Here is a 19752-nt window from a genome sequence, read left to right as displayed (position 1 = left end):
GGCAGGAGGCGAGGTATACGGTATCTTTCGCACAGAAACGACGATTTTTTTGCGTCGTAACGTAATAAAATTACACAAAGCTCGGGGTGATAGACCTCTCTGGCGAGAGGACGCCCTGCCTTCCGCACCGCAGCGGGCACGCAACATCCATCGTCATTCGGAGAGACGTCTATGAGTCTGGAGGCAAGAGAGGATCTCGACCCGGTCGAGACAGCAGAGTGGTTGGAATCCCTCGAATCGGTCCTGGAGTACGAGGGTGAGGAGCGTGCTCGGCACCTGCTCACCCGCCTGGCCGATCGCCTGCGTCGTGACGGTACCCAGCCCCCCTTCTCGGCGACCACCCCCCACCGCAACACCATTCCGGTGCATCGCGAGGCGCCGATGCCCGGGGACATGTTCATGGAGCGCAAGATTCGCTCCATGATTCGCTGGAACATGGCGGCGATGGTGACCCGGGCGAACCGCAAGCACAAGGGCATCGGTGGCCATCTGGCCAGCTACATGTCCAGCGCGACCCTCTATGAGGTGGGGTTCAATCACTTCTTCCGCGCGGCCAACGGTGACTTCAAGGGCGACCTGGTCTTCATCCAGGGCCACAGTTCACCGGGCATCTACGCACGGGCCTTCCTCGAGGGGCGCCTCACCGAGGAGCAGATGGACCACTATCGCCAGGAGGTCGACGGCAACGGACTATCGTCCTACCCGCACCCCTGGCTGATGCCGGACTTCTGGCAGCTGCCCACGGTCTCCATGGGCCTGGGCCCGATCATGGCCATCTATCAGGCCCATGTGATGAAGTATCTGGACCAGCGTGGCCTGCAGCCGATGCAGGACCGCAAGATCTGGTGCTTCATGGGCGACGGTGAGTGTGACGAGCCGGAGTCCCTGGGAGCGATCCACCTGGCCAGCCGCGAGAAGCTCGACAACCTGATCTTCGTGGTCAACTGCAACCTGCAGCGTCTCGACGGCCCGGTGCGCGGCAACTCGCGGATCATGGATGAGCTCGAGGGTGTCTTCCGTGGTGCCGGCTGGAACGTCATCAAGGTGGTCTGGGGGCGCCTGTGGGACCAGCTCTTCGAGAACGACAACAAGGGCGTTCTGCAGAAGGTGATGGACGAGACCGTCGACGGCGAGTACCAGAACTACAAGGCCAACGGCGGCGCCTACACGCGTGAGAACTTCTTCGGTCGCTATCCCGAGACCGCCGAGATGGTCAAGGATATGACGGATGAAGACATCTGGAAGCTCAACCGTGGCGGCCATGATCCGTTCAAGGTCTATGCGGCCTACCATGAGGCGATGAACAACGCCAACGGACGCCCCACCGTCGTGCTGGCGCATACCGTCAAAGGCTACGGTCTGGGGGCCGATGGCGGCGAGGCCGACAACGAGGCGCACCAGGTCAAGTCCATCGATGACCCGGAAGTGCTGAAGCGCTTCCGCGACCGCTTCGGGATTCCGGTTTCCGACGAGGCGATCGAGCACGAGATCCCCTATTACAAGCCGGCCGACGACACGCCCGAGATGAAGTACATGCATCTCCAGCGTGAGCGCCTGGGTGGCTATCTGCCGGCGCGCCAGCATGACTTCGAGGCGCTCGATATTCCCGGCCTGGATGACAAGATCTTCGCCAGCCAGCTGGGCGGCTCCAAGGGGCGCGAGGTGTCTACTACCATGGCCTTCGTGCGGATCCTCAGCGGCCTGGTGAAGCACAAGGGATTCGGCAAGCAGGTGGTGCCCATCGTGCCCGACGAGGCACGCACCTTCGGCATGGAAGGCATGTTCCGTCAGCTGGGTATCTTCAGCCCCGGTGGCCAGAAGTATGAGCCGATGGACAAGGGCCAGCTGATGTTCTATCGCGAGGACAAGGCCGGCCAGGTGCTCGAGGAGGGCATCACCGAGGCCGGGGCCATGTCCTCGTGGATCGCCGCGGCAACGTCCTACGCCAACCATGGCCTGCCGCTGCTGCCGTTCTACATCTACTACTCGATGTTCGGGTTCCAGCGTATCGGCGACCTGGCCTGGGCCGCTGGCGACCTGCAGGCGCGAGGCTTCATGGTGGGCGGTACCGCCGGACGTACCACGCTCAACGGCGAAGGCCTGCAGCACCAGGATGGTCACAGCCATCTCCAGGCGTCGATGATCCCCAACTGCCGTAGCTACGACCCCACCTACGCCCATGAGGTGTCGGTGATCGTGCAGAGCGGCCTGCAGCGGATGTTCGTCGACAAGGAGCCCTGCTTCTACTACCTGACGGTGATGAACGAGAACTACGAGCAACCCGTGATGGAGGAGGTGCCCGCCGACGACATCATCAAGGGCATGTACCTGCTGCGCGAGACCCAGGGTGACAAGGCCCGTGTGCAGCTGATGGGTTCCGGTACCATCCTGCGCGAAGTCGAGGCGGCCGCCGAGCTGTTGCGCGACGACTGGGGCGTGGGTGCCGATATCTGGAGCGTCACCAGCTTCAACGAGTTGCGTCGGGAGGCGCTGTCACTGGATCGCCAGGCCTTCCTCGATCCCGAGGCCGAACCGAGCAAGCCCCATGTGACGCGCTGCCTCGAGGGGCGCCAGGGGCCGGCCATTGCGTCGACCGACTATATGCGCCTGTTCGCCGATCAGGTGCGTGCCTGGGTGCCGACCGACTTCCATGTGCTGGGTACCGACGGCTTCGGGCGTTCGGATACGCGAGAGAAGCTCCGCGAGTTCTTCGAGGTCGATCGCCATTTCGTGACGGTGGCGGCGCTCAAGGCGCTGGCCGAACGTGGTGAAATCGATCGCAAGTTGATCGGCGAGGCGCTGAGCAAGTACAACATCGATCCGGCCAAGCCGAATCCGCTGACCGACTGATCCGGTGGGGCGGGCGGATGCCCGCCCCTTCCAGGCACGATTTGGAAGGAGCGCGACCTTGAGTAGCGAAATCATCAAAGTACCGGACATCGGCGGCGATACCGATGTAGAGATTATCGAGATCGGGGTGTCGGAAGGCGATGTCATCGAAGCCGAGGACACCCTGATCACCCTGGAGTCCGACAAGGCCAGCATGGATGTGCCGTCTCCCCAGGGCGGCAAGGTGGCCAGGGTGTTGGTCAAGGAAGGCGATACCGTCTCGGAGGGAGACGACATCGTCGAACTGGAAGTCGAAGGCGCGGGTGAGCCCGAGCCGGCCGCCGAGCAGCAGAGTGCCCCGGCGCCGGAGAAGGAGCCCGAGCCGGCCGCGGAAAAGCCGCCGGCCAGCGGCGGTGGCAAGCGCAGCGTTGAGATCACCGTACCCGACCTGGGGGGTGACAGCGATGTCGAGGTGATCGATGTCGTCGTGGCCGAGGGTGAGGAGGTCGCCGCGGAGGCGGCGCTGATTACCCTGGAGTCCGACAAGGCCTCCATGGATGTGCCCAGCCCCCATGCCGGCCGGCTGACCCGCCTGAGCGTCAAGGAGGGTGACACCGTCTCGGAAGGCGATGTGATCGGCACCATGGAAATTGCCGACGAGGGCGGTGAGCCGGCCGCGAATGAGGCCCCGGCATCTTCTGCCGGCGAGACCGCTGGCGGCTCGGAGGCGCCGGAAGAGGCCGAGGAAGACGCGGCCCCGGGCGCGGGTGAACCCCAGCGTCAGGAGGTCCGTGTTCCGGACCTGGGCGGCGCCAGCGATGTGCCGATCATCGAGGTGGCCGTGGCCGAGGGCGACGAGGTCGAGAAAGAGGCGCCGCTGATCACCCTGGAGTCCGACAAGGCCTCCATGGATGTCCCGAGCCCGGTCAAGGGCAAGCTGGTGGAGCTCACCGTCAAGGAAGGCGACAGCATCTCCGAAGGTGACTTGATCGGCTATATCGAGACCGTCGTCGCCACGCCGGCGGCCGGGAAGAAGCGGCCCGAGCCAGCGCGGCCCGAATCGCCCAAGGCCGAAAGGCCCGCCCCGAGAGCGCCTGGCACGCCGAGCCCGGAGGCCGAGATGGCGGCGCACAAGCCCCGCGACGGCAAGCTGGTCCATGCCGGTCCCGCGGTGCGCATGCTGGCGCGCGAACTGGGTGTGGACCTCGCCCTGGTCAAGCCCGGCGGACCCAAGGGTCGGGTTCTCAAGGAGGATGTGCACGCCTACGTCCAGCAGGTGATGGCCGGTCAGGGCAAGGCCCAGGCGGCACCGGCGGCGTCGGGCTCGGGCATTCCGCCGATCCCGGATCAGGACTTCAGTCAGTTCGGCGAGGTGGAAGAGACGTCCATGGGCCGCCTGATGAAGATGGGGGCCACCAACCTGCATCGCAGCTGGGTCAATCTGCCCCATGTCACCCAGTTCGACGAGGCGGACATCACCGAGCTGGAGGCCTTCCGCAAGTCCATGAAGGCCGAGGCGGAGGCCCAGGGAGCCAAGCTCACGCCGCTGCCCTTCCTGATCAAGGCCTGTGCCTTCGCGTTGCGTCAGTACCCGCAGTTCAACGTCAGCCTGAAGAGCGACGGCGACACCATGGTGCACAAGAAGTACGTGCATATCGGCATCGCCGTGGACACGCCCGATGGCCTGATGGTGCCGGTGATTCGCGATGCCGACCAGAAGTCGCTGATCGAGCTGGCCAAGGAGTCGGTGGCGCTGGCCGGGAAGGCGCAGTCGAAGAAGCTCAAGCGCGAGGAGATGACCGGTGGCTGTTTCACCATCTCCAGCCTGGGCTCCATCGGCGGTACCGCCTTTACCCCCATCGTCAATGCGCCGGAGGTGGCCATTCTGGGGGTCTCCAAGGCCTCGATGAAACCGGTATGGGATGGCGCGACCTTCCAGCCGCGGCTGATGATGCCGTTGAGCCTGTCCTATGATCACCGAGCCGTTAACGGCGCCGATGCGGCACGCTTTACCGCGCTGCTGGGTCAGCTGTTGACCGATATTCGTCGACTGCTGATGTAGGGCCTGGGTCCAGCCGCCAGACGACGGCGCCTTCGGGCGCCGTCGTCATTTCCGGCCTTGGCTCGGCTGCCAAGACCAAAGTGCAATTCGAGCCGATATCCTTGAAATAAAAGGCGCTTTCCTGTCCCGGAAGGGGCTCGGCAATGTCCGGCGCTTGTGCTGGTCGTGGGCCGCGGTTATCGTTCCTTCCCCAATAATTCTTCCGATTTGACAACCACTTGACCACGAGGATACTGACATGCGTTTGATCCTGTTGGGCGCCCCCGGTGCCGGCAAGGGCACCCAGGCCCAGTTTATCTGTGAGCGCTTCAACATTCCGCAGATCTCTACCGGTGACATGCTGCGGACCGCCATCAAGGAAGGCAGTGAGCTGGGGGTCAAGGTCAAGGAAATCATGAACAGTGGCGGCCTGGTATCCGATGACATCATCATCGCCCTGGTCAAGGAGCGCATCGCCCAGCCGGATTGTGCCAATGGCTTCCTGTTCGATGGCTTCCCGCGCACCATTCCCCAGGCCGACGCCATGAAGGACGCGCGAGTGAAGCTCGACCACGTGCTCGAGATCGCCGTGGAAGACGAGGAAATCGTCAGTCGCCTGGCCGGGCGTCGCGTGCACCCGGGCTCGGGGCGCATCTATCATGTGGATCATAATCCGCCCAGGGAAGAGGGCAAGGACGATGTGACCGGCGAAGCGCTGATCCAGCGCGATGACGACCGCGAGTCTACCGTGCGCAATCGCCTGTCGGTCTACCATGAGCAGACCGCACCACTGGTCGACTACTACCAGGCCTGGGCCGAGCAGGATGCCGAGGCCGCGCCGGCCTATCACCGCGTGGAAGGCGTCGGCAGCGTCGACGAGATCAAGGCCCAGGTGCTCAAGGCGCTCGAAGGCTGATAGGCCTTTCGCCGAAACGGCGCCGCGCCTGCACCTTGCGGCCGGATCCGGCAACCAGGATGGCCCGCTTGAAAGCGGGCCATCGTCGTTCGGGGCCCGACCGCGTATAATGACAACCCGTTTTCCCGAGATGGTGCTGTCATGTCGATCCTGCTGGCCCTGGATGCTTCCTCGAGCGCCTGCTCCGCGGCCCTGCTGCGGCGGCGCCCCGACGCCGCCGACGAGCTGATTTCCCGCTTCGCCCTGACGCCCCGTGAGCATACTCGGCGCCTGTTGCCCATGGTCGATGAGGTGCTGGCCGACGCCGGGGTGCGGCCCGCCGAGCTCGACGCCATCGCCTACGGTCATGGCCCGGGGTCCTTCACCGGCCTGCGTATCGCCGCGGGCGCCGCCCAGGGGCTCGCCTACGGCCTCGACCGCCCGTTGATCGGCGTCTCGACCCTGGCGGCGCTGGCGCTTGGCGCCCACCGTCGCCACGGGTTTCGCTGTCTGGCGACGGCCCTGGACGCCCGGATGGGAGAGATCTATGTGGCCGCCTGGGACTGTGCGCAGGGCCTGCCGGCGCCGCTGCTCGATGAGGCGGTGATGGCCCCCGAGCGCTTGCGCCTGCCAGCCGGTCATGACGGCCAGGCGTGGGTCGGGGTGGGGTCCGGCTGGAACCTCCTCTCTCAGATGTCGGCCGAGGTGCAGGCGGGGGTGGATCAAAGCCTTCCCGAGATGGAGGCCGCCGCCGCCGAGATGGCGTTGCTGGCCATGCCGACGCTGGAGGAAGGCAGGGGACTGCCGGCCCATCTGGCTCAGCCGGTCTACCTGCGCAACGAGGTGGCCTGGAAGAAGATGAACGCTGGCGAGGTGAAATGAGCGGCCGCTCGCCGATAGCGGTGGATGACATGGAGCTGGCCGAGCGTCTGGGACTCCCCGACGCCGAGGATGCCGAGCTGCGGCTGATGTGGCGAGAGGGCCGTCTGGTGCTTGGTGGTGACCCCGGGCGCTTCGGACAGCCGCTGGTCGTCGATTTTACCGCGGGGCGCGTCGCTCACCGGCGGCGCTTCGGTGGCGGACGGGGCCAGCTGATCGCCCGTGCCTGCGGTTTTTCCCGGGGGGTGACGCCCGCGGTGGTGGATGCCACCGCGGGGCTCGGACGTGATGCCTTCGTGCTGGCGAGCCTGGGGGCGCGGGTGTTGATGGTGGAGCGAGTCCCGGCGATCTTCGCCCTGCTCGAGAATGGCCTGGCCAGGGCCCAGGCCGATGCCGATACCACCGAGATCGCCACACGCATGCAGCTGGTGCACGGCGATGCCGCCCGTGATCTCGAGGCCCGGGTGGCCGAGGCCGGGTTCCCGCCCCAGGTCATTCACCTGGATCCGATGTTTCCGCATCGTGAGAAGTCGGCGCTGGTCAAGAAGGAGATGCGGCTGTTCCGGACCCTGGCCGGCGACGATGCCGATGCGCCGCGTCTGCTGGAGGCGGCACTGGATGTCGCCAGCCACCGGGTCGTGGTCAAGCGATCGAGGAAGGCGCCGCCGATCGAAGGAGTTGCCCCGCGCCATGTGCTCGAGGGCAAGACCAGCCGCTATGATGTCTATGTGCACCGCAGCCTGAAGGTCGACTGATCAGTCGTCGCGACGCGTGATCAGCTGCAGGCGATGGCGCAGCGCCGGGTCGAAGAGTCGTCGCGAACGCCTGGCCGCGTCGCGCAGCCGCCCATCAAACGTCAGCCGGTCCGCGGCGTTGCGCCATAGCCAGCCCTCCAGCTCCAGGCTCTCCACCAGGCTGACGAACAGCCGCGTATCGAAGAACTCCGGGGCGTCGAGCCCCGAGAGCACCGCCAGCCGCTCGGTGAGCAGTCGGCTATGCTCGGCCAGCTCTTCGGCCGTGAGACCTTCACTCCCCGCCTGGATCAGTACCGCGAGCAGCAGGTAGCCTCGCTCCAGTGATGGTTGCATTAACTGACCCAGCAGCTCGATGCTCTCACCCGCCTCCAGGCAATCATCGATGCGCCGCCAGCCTCCCTGAGCGTCCCGCTCCAGCAGGCCCTCTTCAACCAGTGCCTCGAGCATCGCCGCCAGGGCCTGGCGCAGGTCGGGGGGCGTGGGAACCATCAATTCTCGGGCGAGAATCGGCCAGCCGGGAGCGAGCAGGGTCTCGAGGTCGTCGAGTGTATGCCGCGCCTGGTGGCGGAAGGCGAAGGCGGTGAGTCCGGCCAGGGCGAAGAGATGCAGCACGTTATTGCGATACCAGCCCAGCTGGCCGGCCTGGTGGGGGGCGGCGAGCAGGATGTCGCCCAGGGGGTGCTGGCGGCGCTGGATCATGCCCAGGGACAAGGCCTGGGTGATCCACTCGGCGGGCTCGCCCGCCGTCAGGCTCGTCCGGGTGGCACCCGGCGTTCTCCGCTGGAGTGCCGCCAGCAGTGACAGCTGGCGCTCCAGCAGGCGTTCCTCGATGGCATGGTGGGGAGTGGCCAGCAGCACCAGGGCCACGAGGTTGACCGGGTTGAGGGCGGCGGCGGCATTGATGCGTCGGCTCAGCGTCTCGCCCAGGCGTGGCACCAGCGAGTTGAACCACGCCGGCTGTGAGGCCTGCTCCTGGCGCCAGTGCGTGCCCAGCTCGTGGTCCAGGTAGTCGGCCAGGCGCAATGGCTCGCCGATGTTCAGGCTGACGCGACCGAAGGGCTGGCGCAGCTTGCCCAGCACCCGCAGCAGCGCCAGCGGGGTCTCCTTGTGCTTCTTGCCCCCACGAAGCTCACGCTGGTAGCTGGCGCTTTCGATTACCCTCTCGTAGCCGATATAGACGGGAACAAAGGCCAGTGGCTGGCCCTGGCCGGCCGCATGGCTGCGCAGGAAGGAGCGCAGTGTCATGGCCAGCATGCCGGGGCGTGCCGGCAGCATGCGACCGCTGCGCGAACGGCCGCCCTCCATGAAATACTCCAGGGGGTGGCCGCGGGCGATCAGGCGATGCAGGTATTCGTTGAATACCGCGCCATACAGGCGATTGTCGCGAAAGCTGCGGCGCAGGAAGAAGGCGCCACTGCGGCGCAGCAGCGGGCCGATCAGGGGCATGTCCAGGTTGCGCCCGGCGGCGATATGCGGCGGCATCAGCCCCTCCTGATAGAGCACATAGGAGAGCAGCAGGTAGTCGACATGGCTGCGGTGGCAGGGCACATAGACCAGGGTGTGGTCCTCGGCCAGGGGCTTGATCACGTCCAGGCCACGGACATCGACGCCGTCGTAGAGACGGTTCCACAGTCGCCGAAGCAGGCCATCCATGAAGCGTAGCACCGGATAGGTCATGTTGGAGGCGATCTCATGGCCGTAGCGGCGGGCACGGCGCTTCAACCGTTGCCGCGACTGGCGACCCGTACCGGTCTGCTCGTCGATGGCTCGGCCGACCCCGGGGCTCGACGCCATGCCTTCGATCAGGGTGCGGCGATGGGAGATGTCCGGGCCCAGTACCCGGGTGCGAATCCGTCGGAAGTGCACGCGCAGCAGTCTCGCCACCTTGCGATTGGTCAGCGCCGACTCGCGGCCATGACAGAGGTCGCGGAGCATCAACGGGGCGCCGAAGTGCACTTCCACGCTGCGGCGATTGACCAGCACGGCCAGTAGCCGGCGCAGTCGACCGGTCAACTGCCAGCTGTCGGCGGCAACCAGGCGCCAGAAGCCGAACCGCTTGCCCGGCGCGCGGCCCCAGAAGATGCTGACCGGCACCAGCTGTATCTCGAGCTCGGGATCGGCTTCGAGGCGTTCGATCAATGCCTCGAAGGGCGGTTCGCCGCGTGGTAAGCGGCGCAGCCGTCGGCGTGGCAGCGGTAGCGCCAGGCAGCCGGGAAACAGGCGTCCGGCGAGGCGGTAGCGCCTGTCGGCGCCAGGCAGCCCATGGCAGGAGGTCAAGGAACCGAGCAGCCAGGCGTCGCTCCAGGCGGTGCGGGGCAGTACATAGATCACCGGCTGGCCGGCGGTAATCCCCAGGTCGTCGGGGGACGGCTCGATCAGGCGCGGCCGTACCCAGGCGGCGATCATGCGGGTCATCAACGCGCGCAGGGGAGTGGTCAGGGTGTGCAGCAAGGCCATCCGTTTGCCCCGGGTGCAGGAAAGGGAGAGGAGAGGCCAGTATAGTCGTCGTGAGCCTCCGGGTCAGTGACGATTCGATCCCGGCGTCACGGAGGCATATGAGGGGGCGGACAGGGGGATAGCCATGCACGGGAATTGGCGGGGCGGCAATGACTTCGAGCTTCTGCCGGAAGCGAGTCGCTTTCTTCCGGCCATGTTCGACGCCATCGAGCAGGCGCGGGCCTCGATATTGATCGAGCTTTACCTGATGGAGTCCGGACGCCTGGCTGCGGCGCTGATCGATGCCCTGATCCGGGCCGCCGGGCGCGGTGTAACGGTACTCCTGCTGCTCGATGGCTATGGGGCCATGGGACTGTCGAGGCATGATCGTGAGCGCCTTCAGGCGGGTGGCCTGGCCCTGCGCTTCTTCAATCCCCTGGGGCTGCACTCCCTGGCGCGCAACCTGACCCGTGACCATCGCAAGCTGGTCGTTATTGATGGCCGCCTCGCCTTTACCGGTGGCTTCGGGGTCGTGGATGAGTTTCTCGACGCCTGGTACGAGGTGGCGGTGCGCATCCAGGGGCCGGTGGTAGCCGACTGGGTTCACCTGTTCTGCCGCCTGTGGGACTCCCCGTTGACCCGCGGTGACGGGGCGGCGGCCCTGGTGCGCGGGCTCTCGACGGCGACCCGCGTGGAGAATGGCCATCGCGGCATGCGGGGGCGGGTGGTCTGGGGCCGGGGCTATCGTTACCAGACGATTCGCCACTCGCTGCATGGTCGGATAGCCGCGTCACGCCAGCGCGTATGGATCTGCACGCCCTACTTCGCGCCTACCCTCGGCCTGCGTCTACGCCTGGCACGGGCGGCTCGCCGGGGCGTCGATGTGCGCCTGTTGCTGCCCGGCAAGCGTCATGACCATCCGGGTGTGCGCTATGCGGGGCAGCGCTTCTACGGGCGTCTGCTCAAGGCCGGGGTGCATATCCACGAGTTTCAACCCACGTTCATCCATGCCAAGTTCTCGCTTGTCGATGGCTGGGTCAGCCTGGGGTCCTGCAATTTCGATCACTGGAGCCTGCACTGGAACCTGGAGGCCAACCAGGAGGTGGATGACCGACGCTTCGCCGAGGAAGTGGCCATGCTGTTCGAGCGTCACTTCGCCGTCAGCCACGAGATCGAGCCGCAGGCCTGGGCGAAGCGCCCGCTGTTGCAGCGCTTCAGGGAGTGGCTGTTTGGCATCCTCGACGGCGTGCTGACCCGGCTCAAGTAGCCTCAGCCTTACAGGGGACAGGGGTAGTCTCTCTGCCGCCGTCTCCCTCCCGTCAGGGACTGTCCCCGGCCGAGCCATCAGGTCGGTGTTTTCTGCTCTTCGCCAGCATCGGCGCCACTGCCGGGAGACAGTCCCTTCTCGCTATTCGGGACTGTCCCCCGGAGTTAGCTGTCCCCAAGAGCCAGCTACCGCTTGCCGCCTTTCTTGCGGCCGGCGGGTTTCTTCTTGCGTGGCATCGGCTTGGGTGTCTCCGGGGGGACGCGATAATGCAGGTAGAGATCCAGTACCAGTTCGGGCAGCTGGCGGACCAGGCCTTCGAGGCGAGCCGTGTCGGCCGTGAACTCGGTCATGTCCGGCTCGTCATCGAACAGGCCCGAGAGTGCCATGAAGGGCAGCAGCAGGGTGGCGGCGGCTTCCTCGTCTTCCTCGAACCAGCCCGGCTCGTCGAGAAACACCCCTTCCATGAAGCCGGCGCACCAGTCTCCGACGGGCGTTTCTTCCGCCGCAATGCCCTCCAGGGTCAGCTCGAAGGGCAGCTCCGGCAGCAGGCCCTGTTCCATGGCGGCGATGGCATTGTGGCGTAGCCGCTCCAGCAAACCGAGAATGGTCTCGCGCTCGGCATCGTCGGCGAAAGACGGCTCCCCCTGAAACAGCTCCGCCACCCAGGCCGCCGGCGTCACTTCCCGGGGGCTGACGGCCAGGGCCACCAGAAAGCCGTGGGTGCCGATCAGGTCGAGGGCGTCCTCGGAAACCCGTTCCGAGGCCAGGAAATCGTCGAGACGGTCGAGCTGGTCATCGTCCAGCAGGGGTTCGGGCAGTGGGGTATCGGACATTGTGGTTCTCTCACACTGATTCACGGGCTTACGCTGGCGGCCGGGGGCTTTACGCCCAGGGAGCGAGTCGCCATTCTAGCACTCATGATGACTGCCGCCTTGCCCCATCCCGACCCCGAAGCGCTTGCCGCTCTCGCGGGCCCCGGCCTCTCGCACGCCCTGCATGAGCGGGTTGCCGACGCCTTCACACTGTGCCGGGAGGTCCACCCCCGGTTGCCCAGGCCTGGCGTATGGCTCGATCTGCGGGGGCGGAGTGCGGGGCAGGCACATTTTGGCCGCGGCGGGCTGCGCTTCAACCCGGTGCTGTATGCCGAGAACCGGGTCGACTTCCTGGTCGAGGTGGTACCCCACGAGATGGCCCACTGGCTGGTCCATCATCTGGAAGATGGCCGGCGGGCTCGGCCTCACGGCCGGGAGTGGCAGACGGTGATGCGCCGGCTTTTCGGCCTCGAGCCTCGCACGACCCATCGCTTCGATGTCGAACGGGCGAGCCCTTCGCCATATCGCTATGCTTGTAGTTGTCGTGAACATGGTTTTACGCCTCATCGACATGCCCTGGCATTGCGGGGTCGCATCTATCGCTGCCGACATTGCGCTCATACGTTGGTCTATCTTGGTTCAAAAGCGTCCGAGAGGGATGGGTAAGTAGCTGATATTAAATGGGATAATTTTTCTACCAAGGTCTAAATGGAAGGTGGCTCAGAGACCTATATGCTGGCAGTGCTTTCCCTGGAGCCGGCACGTCCCGTCCGTTTGGGATTGGAGACTGTTTGACCGACTCTCTTTCTGATCAAGAGGTCTACTTGTATGACGGAGCTGCACAAGAACATTTATCCGGTTCCCGAAGCATTGGCGAAGAATGCCTGGATAGACAAGGCTAAGTACGAGGCACTCTACCGCCAGTCGATCGAGGACACTGAAGGCTTTTGGAAAGAGCAGGCGAAGCGCCTCGACTGGATCAAGGCGCCGACAACAATCAAGAATACCTCCTTTGACACGCACAACGTCGATATTCGGTGGTTCGAGGACGGTACGCTCAACGCCAGTGCCAACTGTCTCGACCGCCACCTGGAGACGCGCGGCGACCAGACGGCCATCATCTGGGAGGGCGACGATCCCGGCGAATCCGAGCACATCACCTATCGAGACCTGCATGCCAGAACCTGTCAGTTGTCCAATGCGCTGAAGGAGCTGGGCATCGGCAAGGGCGATGTGGTGACCCTGTACATGCCGATGATTCCCGAGGCGGCCGTGGCCATGCTGGCCTGTGCGCGTATCGGGGCGATCCACTCGGTGGTGTTCGGCGGCTTCTCGCCGGATGCCGTGGCGCAGCGTGTCATTGGCGCGCAATCCAAGCTGATCATCACTGCCGATGAGTCCGTGCGTGGCGGCAAGCAGGTGCCGCTCAAGGACAACGTCGATGCGGCCCTGACTCGCAAAGACACCGACGTCTGCAAGAACGTGCTGGTGGTCAAGCGTACCGGTGGCGAGGTCGACTGGAAGGAGGGGCGTGACATCTGGTACGGCGATGCCGTCTCCGGCCAGTCTACCGACTGTCCGGCGGAGGAAATGAGCGCCGAGGATCCGCTGTTTATCCTGTATACCTCCGGCTCAACCGGCGCCCCCAAGGGCATGAAGCACACCACCGGTGGCTATCTGGTGCATGTCGCCATGACCCACCAATATGTCTTCGACTATCACGATGGCGATATCTACTGGTGTACGGCCGATGTGGGCTGGGTCACCGGTCACAGCTATATTGTCTATGGGCCCCTGGCCAATGGTGGCACCACCCTGATGTTCGAGGGCGTGCCCAGCTATCCGACGCCTGGCCGCATGGGGGAAATCGTCGACAAGCACAAGGTCAGCATTCTCTATACGGCACCTACTGCCATTCGCGCCCTGCGCGCCCATGGCGATGATGTCATGGCCTCCAGCACCCGGGAGAGCCTGCGCCTGCTTGGCTCGGTGGGTGAGCCCATCAACCCCGAGGCCTGGGAGTGGTACTATCGTGTGATCGGCAATTCCCGGTGTCCCATCGTCGATACCTGGTGGCAGACCGAAAACGGCGGCATCCTGCTCTCGCCGCTGCCCGGTGCCACCGACCTCAAGCCCGGTTCTGCCACATTGCCGCTGTTTGGCGTGCAGCCGGGTATCGTCGACACCAATGGCAATCTCCTCGAAGGCGAAGCCGAGGGCAACCTGGTAATACTCGATGCCTGGCCGGGCATCGCGCGCTCCATCTGGGGCGACCATGAGCGGTTTGTCCAAACCTATTTTTCCACCTACCCGGGCATGTACTTTACCGGTGATGGCTGCCGCCGCGACGAGGACGGCTACTACTGGATCACCGGCCGCGTCGATGACGTGCTGAACGTTTCCGGACACCGCATGGGGACCTCCGAGATCGAATCGGCGCTGGTGGCCCATGATGCGGTGGCCGAGGCGGCCGTGGTGGGTTTCCCCCACGATATCAAGGGGCAGGGGATCTATATCTACGTGACCCTCAGCGACGGCCACGAGTCGAGCGATGAGCTCCAGAAGGAGCTGGTGAAGTGGATTCGTACCGAGATCGGCCCCATCGCGTCTCCCGATGTCATTCAGTGGGCCGATGACCTGCCCAAGACCCGCTCCGGCAAAATCATGCGCCGTATCCTGCGCAAGATTGCCGCCAACGAGACGGATGGCCTGGGTGATACCAGCACCCTGGCGGACCCGAGCGTGGTCGAGGATCTGATCGAGCATCGCGTCAATCTCTGAGGCCTCGGCGCTCGGTCCTTGTCGCTACTAGCCTGACGAACCGGCCCCATGGGGCCGGTTTTTTGTCGGACATCAGGAATGTTGTCGACAATGAAGGCGCAGCGCTTGGGGATCACCTCCGGCATGAGGTAACATGCGGTAAAATGAAAAGAGCCGCATGGCGGCCGTTGACCTGCTGCCAGAGGAACCGGAGGAGAATCCATGGCCTTTGCCCAGAAATTCATCGTCGCCGATGACCATCCGCTGTTCCGTGCAGCCTTGACCCAGGCGCTACGCCAGCTGGCGCCCCAGGCCGAGATCGTCGAGTCCGATACCATGGAGGCGACCGCCGAGGTGGTGACCCGTCATCCCGACGCTGACCTGATCCTGCTCGACCTGCATATGCCCGGTGCCCACGGTTTTTCGGGCCTCATCCAGTTGCGCGGCCAGACGCCGGATATTCCGGTGGCGGTGGTCTCGGGCAGTGATGAGCCCCATGTGGTGCGCCGTGCCATCGATTACGGCGCCTCCGGCTTTATTCCCAAGTCTTCCTCGCTTCAGCTGATCGCCGAGGCGGTGGGCGAGATCCTCGATGGCGAGGTCTGGCTGCCGGCGGAGCTGGCCGATGCCATAGGCGACGCCGATGAGGAGGAGACCCGGTTCGCCGAGGCCATCGCGTCGCTGACGCCCCAGCAGTTTCGGGTGCTCAACATGCTGACCGAGGGGCTGCTCAACAAGCAGATCGCCTACGAACTCAATGTCTCCGAGGCCACCATCAAGGCCCACGTCACCGCCATTCTGCGCAAGCTGGGCGTGCACTCACGCACCCAGGCAGTGATTGCCGCCCAGAAGCTCGAGGTCGAGCCGCCGAAGGTCCAATCCTGAGCCGTAAACCCGGCTTTGCCGGGAGCGGTAAGCGGTACGCTTTACGCTGTACGAAAAACCCCAGCCGGGCTTTCGCCCGAGGCTCGCCTGCAGGGGACAGTCCCCGAATAAGCCGCCCCGGTTCGCTCTGGTGCACTTGGCTTACGGTGTTCCCTCCGCCGGGGACTGTCCCCAAGGGACCGGGGCTGTTCCCCAAAGGGCTTGCGGCTAACCGCCTGGTGCTCGGCTGGCCTGCAGGGTGCGGGTCAGCAGGGCACGCAGGGCCGCGGGCCGCACCGGCTTGAGCAGCAGCTGATAGCCCGTACGCCTTACCTCCTCGGCCACCTCCTCGGTGCGATCGGCGGTGATCACGATGCCGGGTACCGCGCCTTCCAGGCGTTCGCTGAGCGCCTCCAGGGCCATCAGGCCGGTCACCTCGTTATCCAGGTGATAGTCGGCCAGAATCGCGTCCGGGTCGCCGTCCAGGTGGCGCAGCACCGACTTGGCGCCACCGATGCTGGTGGCGGTAAATACGTCGCAGCCCCAGCCGGAGAGCATCGCCTTCATGCCTTCGAGAATCAGGCTCTCGTTGTCGATGCAGAGTATCCGCGTGCCGGCCAGCTTGTTGCCGGCGCGGCGCGGTGAAGCCGCGACTTCGGGCTGCCGGGCCTGGGCGGCGACGACCGGCACGCTGACCGCAAACAGGGTGCCGTGACCCTCACGGGAGCGAACCGTGATGGGATGCTCGAGCACCCGGCTCATGCGGTCGGCAATGGAGAGCCCCAGCCCCAGCCCCTTTTCGCTCTCCTTGTGTCGCGTGGTTTGATCGAGGCGACGAAACTCCTGGAAGATCTCCGCCTGCTTGGACTCGGGAATGCCGGGTCCGGAGTCCCACACCTGGATGGAGAGCCGGTTCGCGTGGCGGCGACAGCCCAGCAGCACTCGGCCCTCCTGGGTATAGCGGATGGCGTTGGACAGGAAGTTCTGCACGATACGACGCAGCATCTGAGGATCACTGTCGACCCAGGCGGCGGTCGGTACTACCGTCAGATCCAGGCCGCGATTCTCGGCCATCACCTCGAACTCGGCACGCAGGGGGCGGACGATATCGGCCAGCGCGAAGTGGCTGCGCCTGGGGGTGAGAGCGCCGGCGTCGAGCTTGGAGATATCGAGCAGGGTGCCGAGCAGCTCCTCGGCGGCCTGCAGGGAGCCATCGATATGGCCGATGGTGCGCCTCATGTCCGTGGCATCCACCTCCTGGGCGAGTGCCGAGGTGAACAGGCGTGCGGCGTTGAGCGGCTGCAGCAGGTCATGGCTGGCGGCAGCCAGGAAGCGGGTCTTCGAGGCATTGGCGTCCTCGGCCACCTGCTTGGCCTGGCGCAGGGCCTGCTCCGCCTCGGCGCGCACTCGGTTCTCCTGGCGCAGCGCCGCGTTGGCCTCGGAGAGAGCCTGGGTGCGCTCCCGTACGCGTTCCTCCAGGGTCTCGTTGGTTTCCTTCAGGGCAACCTCCGCCATGCGTCGCTCGGTGATGTCCTGATAGAGGGCAAAGAAACCCAGGATCGCGCCGCTGTCCCCGAAGTGCGGGGTATAGGTCACCAGCATGTGGCGGCGTCCCTCGGGCAGGCTGAACGAGACCTCGAAGCTGACCCGTTCGCCGGCGAGCGCGCCCTCGATCCACTGTTTCCGCTCCTGGCTCATCTCGGGCGAGATGACCTCCTGGATTCGTCTGCCTATGACCTCGTTGCGATCGATGCCGAAGGCCTGCTCGTAGGCACGGTTGGTAAAGAGGTAGCGACACTCCTTGTCGAAGTAGGCGATCAGCGCGGGGACATTATCCGTATAGATGCGGATGTTGTTCTCCGAGCGGATCAGCGCCTCCTCGACGCGCTTCTGTTGAGTGATGTCCTGATAGGTGTAGACGAAGCCGCCGCCCGGCATGGGATTGCCCTGCACCTCGAGGACGCTGCCATCCTGGCGATAGCGCACGTACCGGTGGGGCTGGCCCTGGCGGATATTGTCCAGCAGCAGCTGGACATGCTCCTCGGGGTCGCCGGGGCCGTATTCGCCGTTATGGGCGTTGTAGCGAAAGATCTTGTCGATCGGGGCGCCCACGCGGATCAGGTGATCGGGGAAGCGAAACAGCTCCAGGTAACGCTGGTTCCATACCACCAGGCGCAGGTTCTGGTCGACCACGCTGATGCCCTGGTTGATGTTCTCGATGGTGGCCTGCAGCAGGGCGCGGTTGAACTCCAGCACCTGGGAGGCCTCGTCGACGATGGAGATGACATCGGAGATGCCGATGCCTCGCCCCTGAAGCGCCGAGTTGACCACGATGCGTGCCGAGGAGGCGCCGAGCACCGAGGCAAGAAAGCGTTCGGTGAACTGGATGACATCGATGGAGGCTCGGGTGCCATCCTCCAGCGGCTTGCCGCTGCGTCTCGCATAGTCATCGAAGGCCCGGCTTACCTGGTTGGCCCCCAGAAAGCGCTCGCACAGTACCTTGAGGTCGCCCACGGTGGTGGCGCCGGTCCAGGGGCGGTTCACCGAGGTCTGACGGGTCTCGACGCTGTCGACGAACAGCGAGGCCTGGATGCGTTCCACCACCCGCTGGGACGTGATCTGAGAGACGAAGATGTAACAGAACAGGTTGACCCCTAGCGAAAGCATCACGCCATGGGTGAAGTCGTCGCCGACATTGAGGCCGAACAATGAGGTGGGTGACAGCCAGGCCATGTCGAGTGGTCCGCCGGCCAGCCAGTCGGCGGGCAGCACGTCGGCGCCCACCATGGCCGGCATCAGCAGGCTGTAGGTCCAGATGGCGAAGCCGGCGTTCATGCCGACGATCACGCCGAGGCGGTTCCCCCGTTTCCAGTAGAGCCCGCCGATCAGGGCCGGAGCGAATTGAGCGGCGGCGGCGAAGGAGAGCATACCGATGGAGGCCAGCGAGGCCAGCTCGCCGATCAGGTGGTAGAAGCCATAGGCCATGGCCAGCACGGCGCCGATGGTGATGCGCCGGGCGCGCAGCACCAGGCGCCCGTAGTCGCGGGCCTTGGTATCGAACCAGCGTAGCCGGAACAGCGCCGGAATGACGATCTCGTTGGAGATCATGATCGAGACCGCGACGGCGGCCACGATGACCATGCCGGTTGCCGCCGAGAAACCGCCGATAAAGGTCAGCAGGGTCAGCCAGGCACTATCTGCCGCCATGGGCAGCGCCAGCACATAGGTGTCGGGTTCCACAGTGCTGTCGGTGAACAGGGTCAGGCTGGCGGCCGCCAGCGGCACCACGAAGAAGGCAAAGGCCAGCAGGTAGAGCGGGAATAACCAGCGTGCGGTCCGGGCATCATCGCGGTGGGTGTTCTCCACCACCGCCACATGGAACTGGCGCGGCAGACAGAGGATCGCGAGCATTGCCAGCAGGGTCTGGGCCCAGAAACTATGTCCAAAGTCCTGCTGGGCCAGCTGGCGCTGCAGCTCCAGCTGGGTATCGGCGCGCGTCAGCAGGTCGCCGAGCCCGTCGAACATCCCCCAGGTGACATAGGCCCCCAGGGCCACGAAGGCGACCAGCTTGACCAGCGACTCGAATGCCACGGCGTGAATCATCCCCTCGTGATGCTCGGTCGCGTCGGTGTGGCGGGTGCCGAAGAGGATGGCGAAGACCGCCATGACCACTGCCACATAGAAGGCGGTGTCGGCGAAGAGGGGGGCTCGAGTGATATCGCTGTCGACGGTCAGGACGCTGAAGGAGGTGGCGACGGCCTTCAGCTGCAGGGCGATATAGGGCAGGGTGCCGACCAGGGCCACCAGGCTGGCAAAGGCCGCCAGCGACTGGGTCTTGCCGTAGCGTGAGGCGATGAAGTCGGCGATGGAGGTGACGTTCTGATGCTTGGCGACGCGGATCATCTTGGCCAGTACCGGCCAGAACAGCAGGATGGTCAGGATGGGACCGATATAGATGCTGGCGAAGGACCAGCCTCCCTTGGCGGCCTGGCCTACCGCGCCATGGAAGGTCCATGACGTGCAGTAGATGGCCAGCGCCAGGCTGTAGATGACCGGCCGGCGTTGACTGGCGCCGTGGCGCCGGGCATGGCGATCACCACGCCAGGCGATGCCGAACAGTATGGCAATGTAAAGCAGCGATGCGGCAATCAGCAGCCAGCCAGCGAACATGAGCTTCCCCCCTAGGTGTCGCCGCCCATTCTAGGGCAATGACG

Annotated in this window: 12 protein-coding genes; 9 read left to right on the top strand and 3 right to left on the bottom strand. The window is 65.1% G+C overall.

Annotated features, from left to right (window positions below; all coding sequences use genetic code 11):
• Positions 1–171 precede the first annotated feature (171 nt).
• The 5 genes from aceE (at position 172) to Q358_RS0100390 (ending at position 7399) form a co-directional block, all read left to right on the top strand.
• Positions 172–2850 (top strand): pyruvate dehydrogenase (acetyl-transferring), homodimeric type, encoded by a 2679-nt coding sequence (gene aceE, locus Q358_RS0100410; RefSeq protein ID WP_027960227.1) that lies wholly within the window; start codon positions 172–174, stop codon positions 2848–2850.
• 58 nt (positions 2851–2908) lie between these two features.
• Positions 2909–4891 (top strand): dihydrolipoyllysine-residue acetyltransferase, encoded by a 1983-nt coding sequence (gene aceF / locus Q358_RS0100405; protein WP_027960226.1) that lies wholly within the window; start codon positions 2909–2911, stop codon positions 4889–4891.
• Positions 4892–5129: 238 nt separating this feature from the next.
• Positions 5130–5786 carry an adenylate kinase gene (gene adk / locus Q358_RS0100400; RefSeq protein ID WP_027960225.1) on the top strand — a complete coding sequence of 219 codons (657 nt, stop codon included), beginning with the start codon at positions 5130–5132 and terminating at the stop codon, positions 5784–5786.
• 141 nt (positions 5787–5927) lie between these two features.
• Positions 5928–6647: a tRNA (adenosine(37)-N6)-threonylcarbamoyltransferase complex dimerization subunit type 1 TsaB gene (gene tsaB / locus Q358_RS0100395; RefSeq protein ID WP_027960224.1), complete on the top strand. Its 720-nt coding sequence runs from the start codon at positions 5928–5930 to the stop codon at positions 6645–6647.
• Positions 6644–7399, top strand: a complete 756-nt coding sequence (locus Q358_RS0100390; RefSeq protein WP_051530105.1) for a class I SAM-dependent methyltransferase — start codon at positions 6644–6646, stop codon at positions 7397–7399. Before tsaB ends, Q358_RS0100390 begins: the two co-directional genes overlap by 4 nt.
• Here the strand turns inward: Q358_RS0100390 and plsB are convergent, their stop codons facing one another.
• Positions 7400–9856: a glycerol-3-phosphate 1-O-acyltransferase PlsB gene (plsB, locus tag Q358_RS0100385; protein WP_043487425.1), complete on the bottom strand. Its 2457-nt coding sequence runs from the start codon at positions 9854–9856 to the stop codon at positions 7400–7402. It lies immediately after the preceding gene.
• Between the two features lie 124 nt (positions 9857–9980).
• Between plsB and Q358_RS0100380 the strand changes: the two genes are divergently transcribed.
• Complete coding sequence (locus Q358_RS0100380) at positions 9981–11102, top strand: phospholipase D-like domain-containing protein (RefSeq protein ID WP_027960221.1); 1122 nt, start codon at positions 9981–9983, stop codon at positions 11100–11102.
• A 185-nt stretch (positions 11103–11287) separates the two neighbouring features.
• On the opposite strand, the gene Q358_RS0100375 is transcribed toward Q358_RS0100380, so the two are convergent.
• On the bottom strand, positions 11288–11935 hold the full coding sequence (locus tag Q358_RS0100375; RefSeq protein WP_027960220.1) for a YecA/YgfB family protein: 648 nt from the start codon (positions 11933–11935) through the stop codon (positions 11288–11290).
• An 84-nt stretch (positions 11936–12019) separates the two neighbouring features.
• On the opposite strand from Q358_RS0100375, the gene Q358_RS18085 reads away from it, so the two are divergent.
• The 3 genes from Q358_RS18085 to Q358_RS0100360 all read left to right on the top strand — a co-directional run bounded on the left by Q358_RS18085 (position 12020) and on the right by Q358_RS0100360 (position 15559).
• Positions 12020–12580: a SprT family zinc-dependent metalloprotease gene (locus tag Q358_RS18085; protein ID WP_084286392.1), complete on the top strand. Its 561-nt coding sequence runs from the start codon at positions 12020–12022 to the stop codon at positions 12578–12580.
• Positions 12581–12742: 162 nt separating this feature from the next.
• Entirely contained in the window at positions 12743–14695 is a 1953-nt protein-coding gene (gene acs, locus Q358_RS0100365) for an acetate--CoA ligase (RefSeq protein WP_027960218.1), read from the top strand.
• A 201-nt stretch (positions 14696–14896) separates the two neighbouring features.
• Complete coding sequence (locus Q358_RS0100360) at positions 14897–15559, top strand: LuxR C-terminal-related transcriptional regulator (protein ID WP_027960217.1); 663 nt, start codon at positions 14897–14899, stop codon at positions 15557–15559.
• A 207-nt stretch (positions 15560–15766) separates the two neighbouring features.
• Here Q358_RS0100360 and Q358_RS0100355 read toward each other — a convergent pair whose 3' ends face one another.
• Entirely contained in the window at positions 15767–19708 is a 3942-nt protein-coding gene (locus tag Q358_RS0100355; RefSeq protein WP_027960216.1) for a hybrid sensor histidine kinase/response regulator, read from the bottom strand.
• Positions 19709–19752 lie beyond the last annotated feature (44 nt).

Origin of the sequence: Halomonas halodenitrificans DSM 735 (genome assembly GCF_000620045.1) — a bacterium.
GTDB lineage: Bacteria > Pseudomonadota > Gammaproteobacteria > Pseudomonadales > Halomonadaceae > Halomonas > Halomonas halodenitrificans.
Note: the sequence above shows the minus strand (reverse complement) of the source record. Positions and strands in the feature narration are given on the sequence as shown.

Excerpts from the sequence above, each read along its gene's own strand:
- aceE (WP_027960227.1), top strand. The coding sequence starts at position 172 with ATGAGTCTGGAGGCAAGAGAGGATCTCGACCCGGTCGAGACAGCAGAG.
- adk (WP_027960225.1), top strand. The coding sequence starts at position 5,130 with ATGCGTTTGATCCTGTTGGGCGCCCCCGGTGCCGGCAAGGGCACCCAG.
- tsaB (WP_027960224.1), top strand. The coding sequence starts at position 5,928 with ATGTCGATCCTGCTGGCCCTGGATGCTTCCTCGAGCGCCTGCTCCGCG.
- Q358_RS0100390 (WP_051530105.1), top strand. The coding sequence starts at position 6,644 with ATGAGCGGCCGCTCGCCGATAGCGGTGGATGACATGGAGCTGGCCGAG.
- plsB (WP_043487425.1), bottom strand. The coding sequence starts at position 9,856 with ATGGCCTTGCTGCACACCCTGACCACTCCCCTGCGCGCGTTGATGACC.
- Q358_RS0100380 (WP_027960221.1), top strand. The coding sequence starts at position 9,981 with ATGCACGGGAATTGGCGGGGCGGCAATGACTTCGAGCTTCTGCCGGAA.
- Q358_RS0100375 (WP_027960220.1), bottom strand. The coding sequence starts at position 11,935 with ATGTCCGATACCCCACTGCCCGAACCCCTGCTGGACGATGACCAGCTC.
- Q358_RS18085 (WP_084286392.1), top strand. The coding sequence starts at position 12,020 with ATGATGACTGCCGCCTTGCCCCATCCCGACCCCGAAGCGCTTGCCGCT.
- acs (WP_027960218.1), top strand. The coding sequence starts at position 12,743 with ATGACGGAGCTGCACAAGAACATTTATCCGGTTCCCGAAGCATTGGCG.
- Q358_RS0100360 (WP_027960217.1), top strand. The coding sequence starts at position 14,897 with ATGGCCTTTGCCCAGAAATTCATCGTCGCCGATGACCATCCGCTGTTC.
- Q358_RS0100355 (WP_027960216.1), bottom strand. The coding sequence starts at position 19,708 with ATGTTCGCTGGCTGGCTGCTGATTGCCGCATCGCTGCTTTACATTGCC.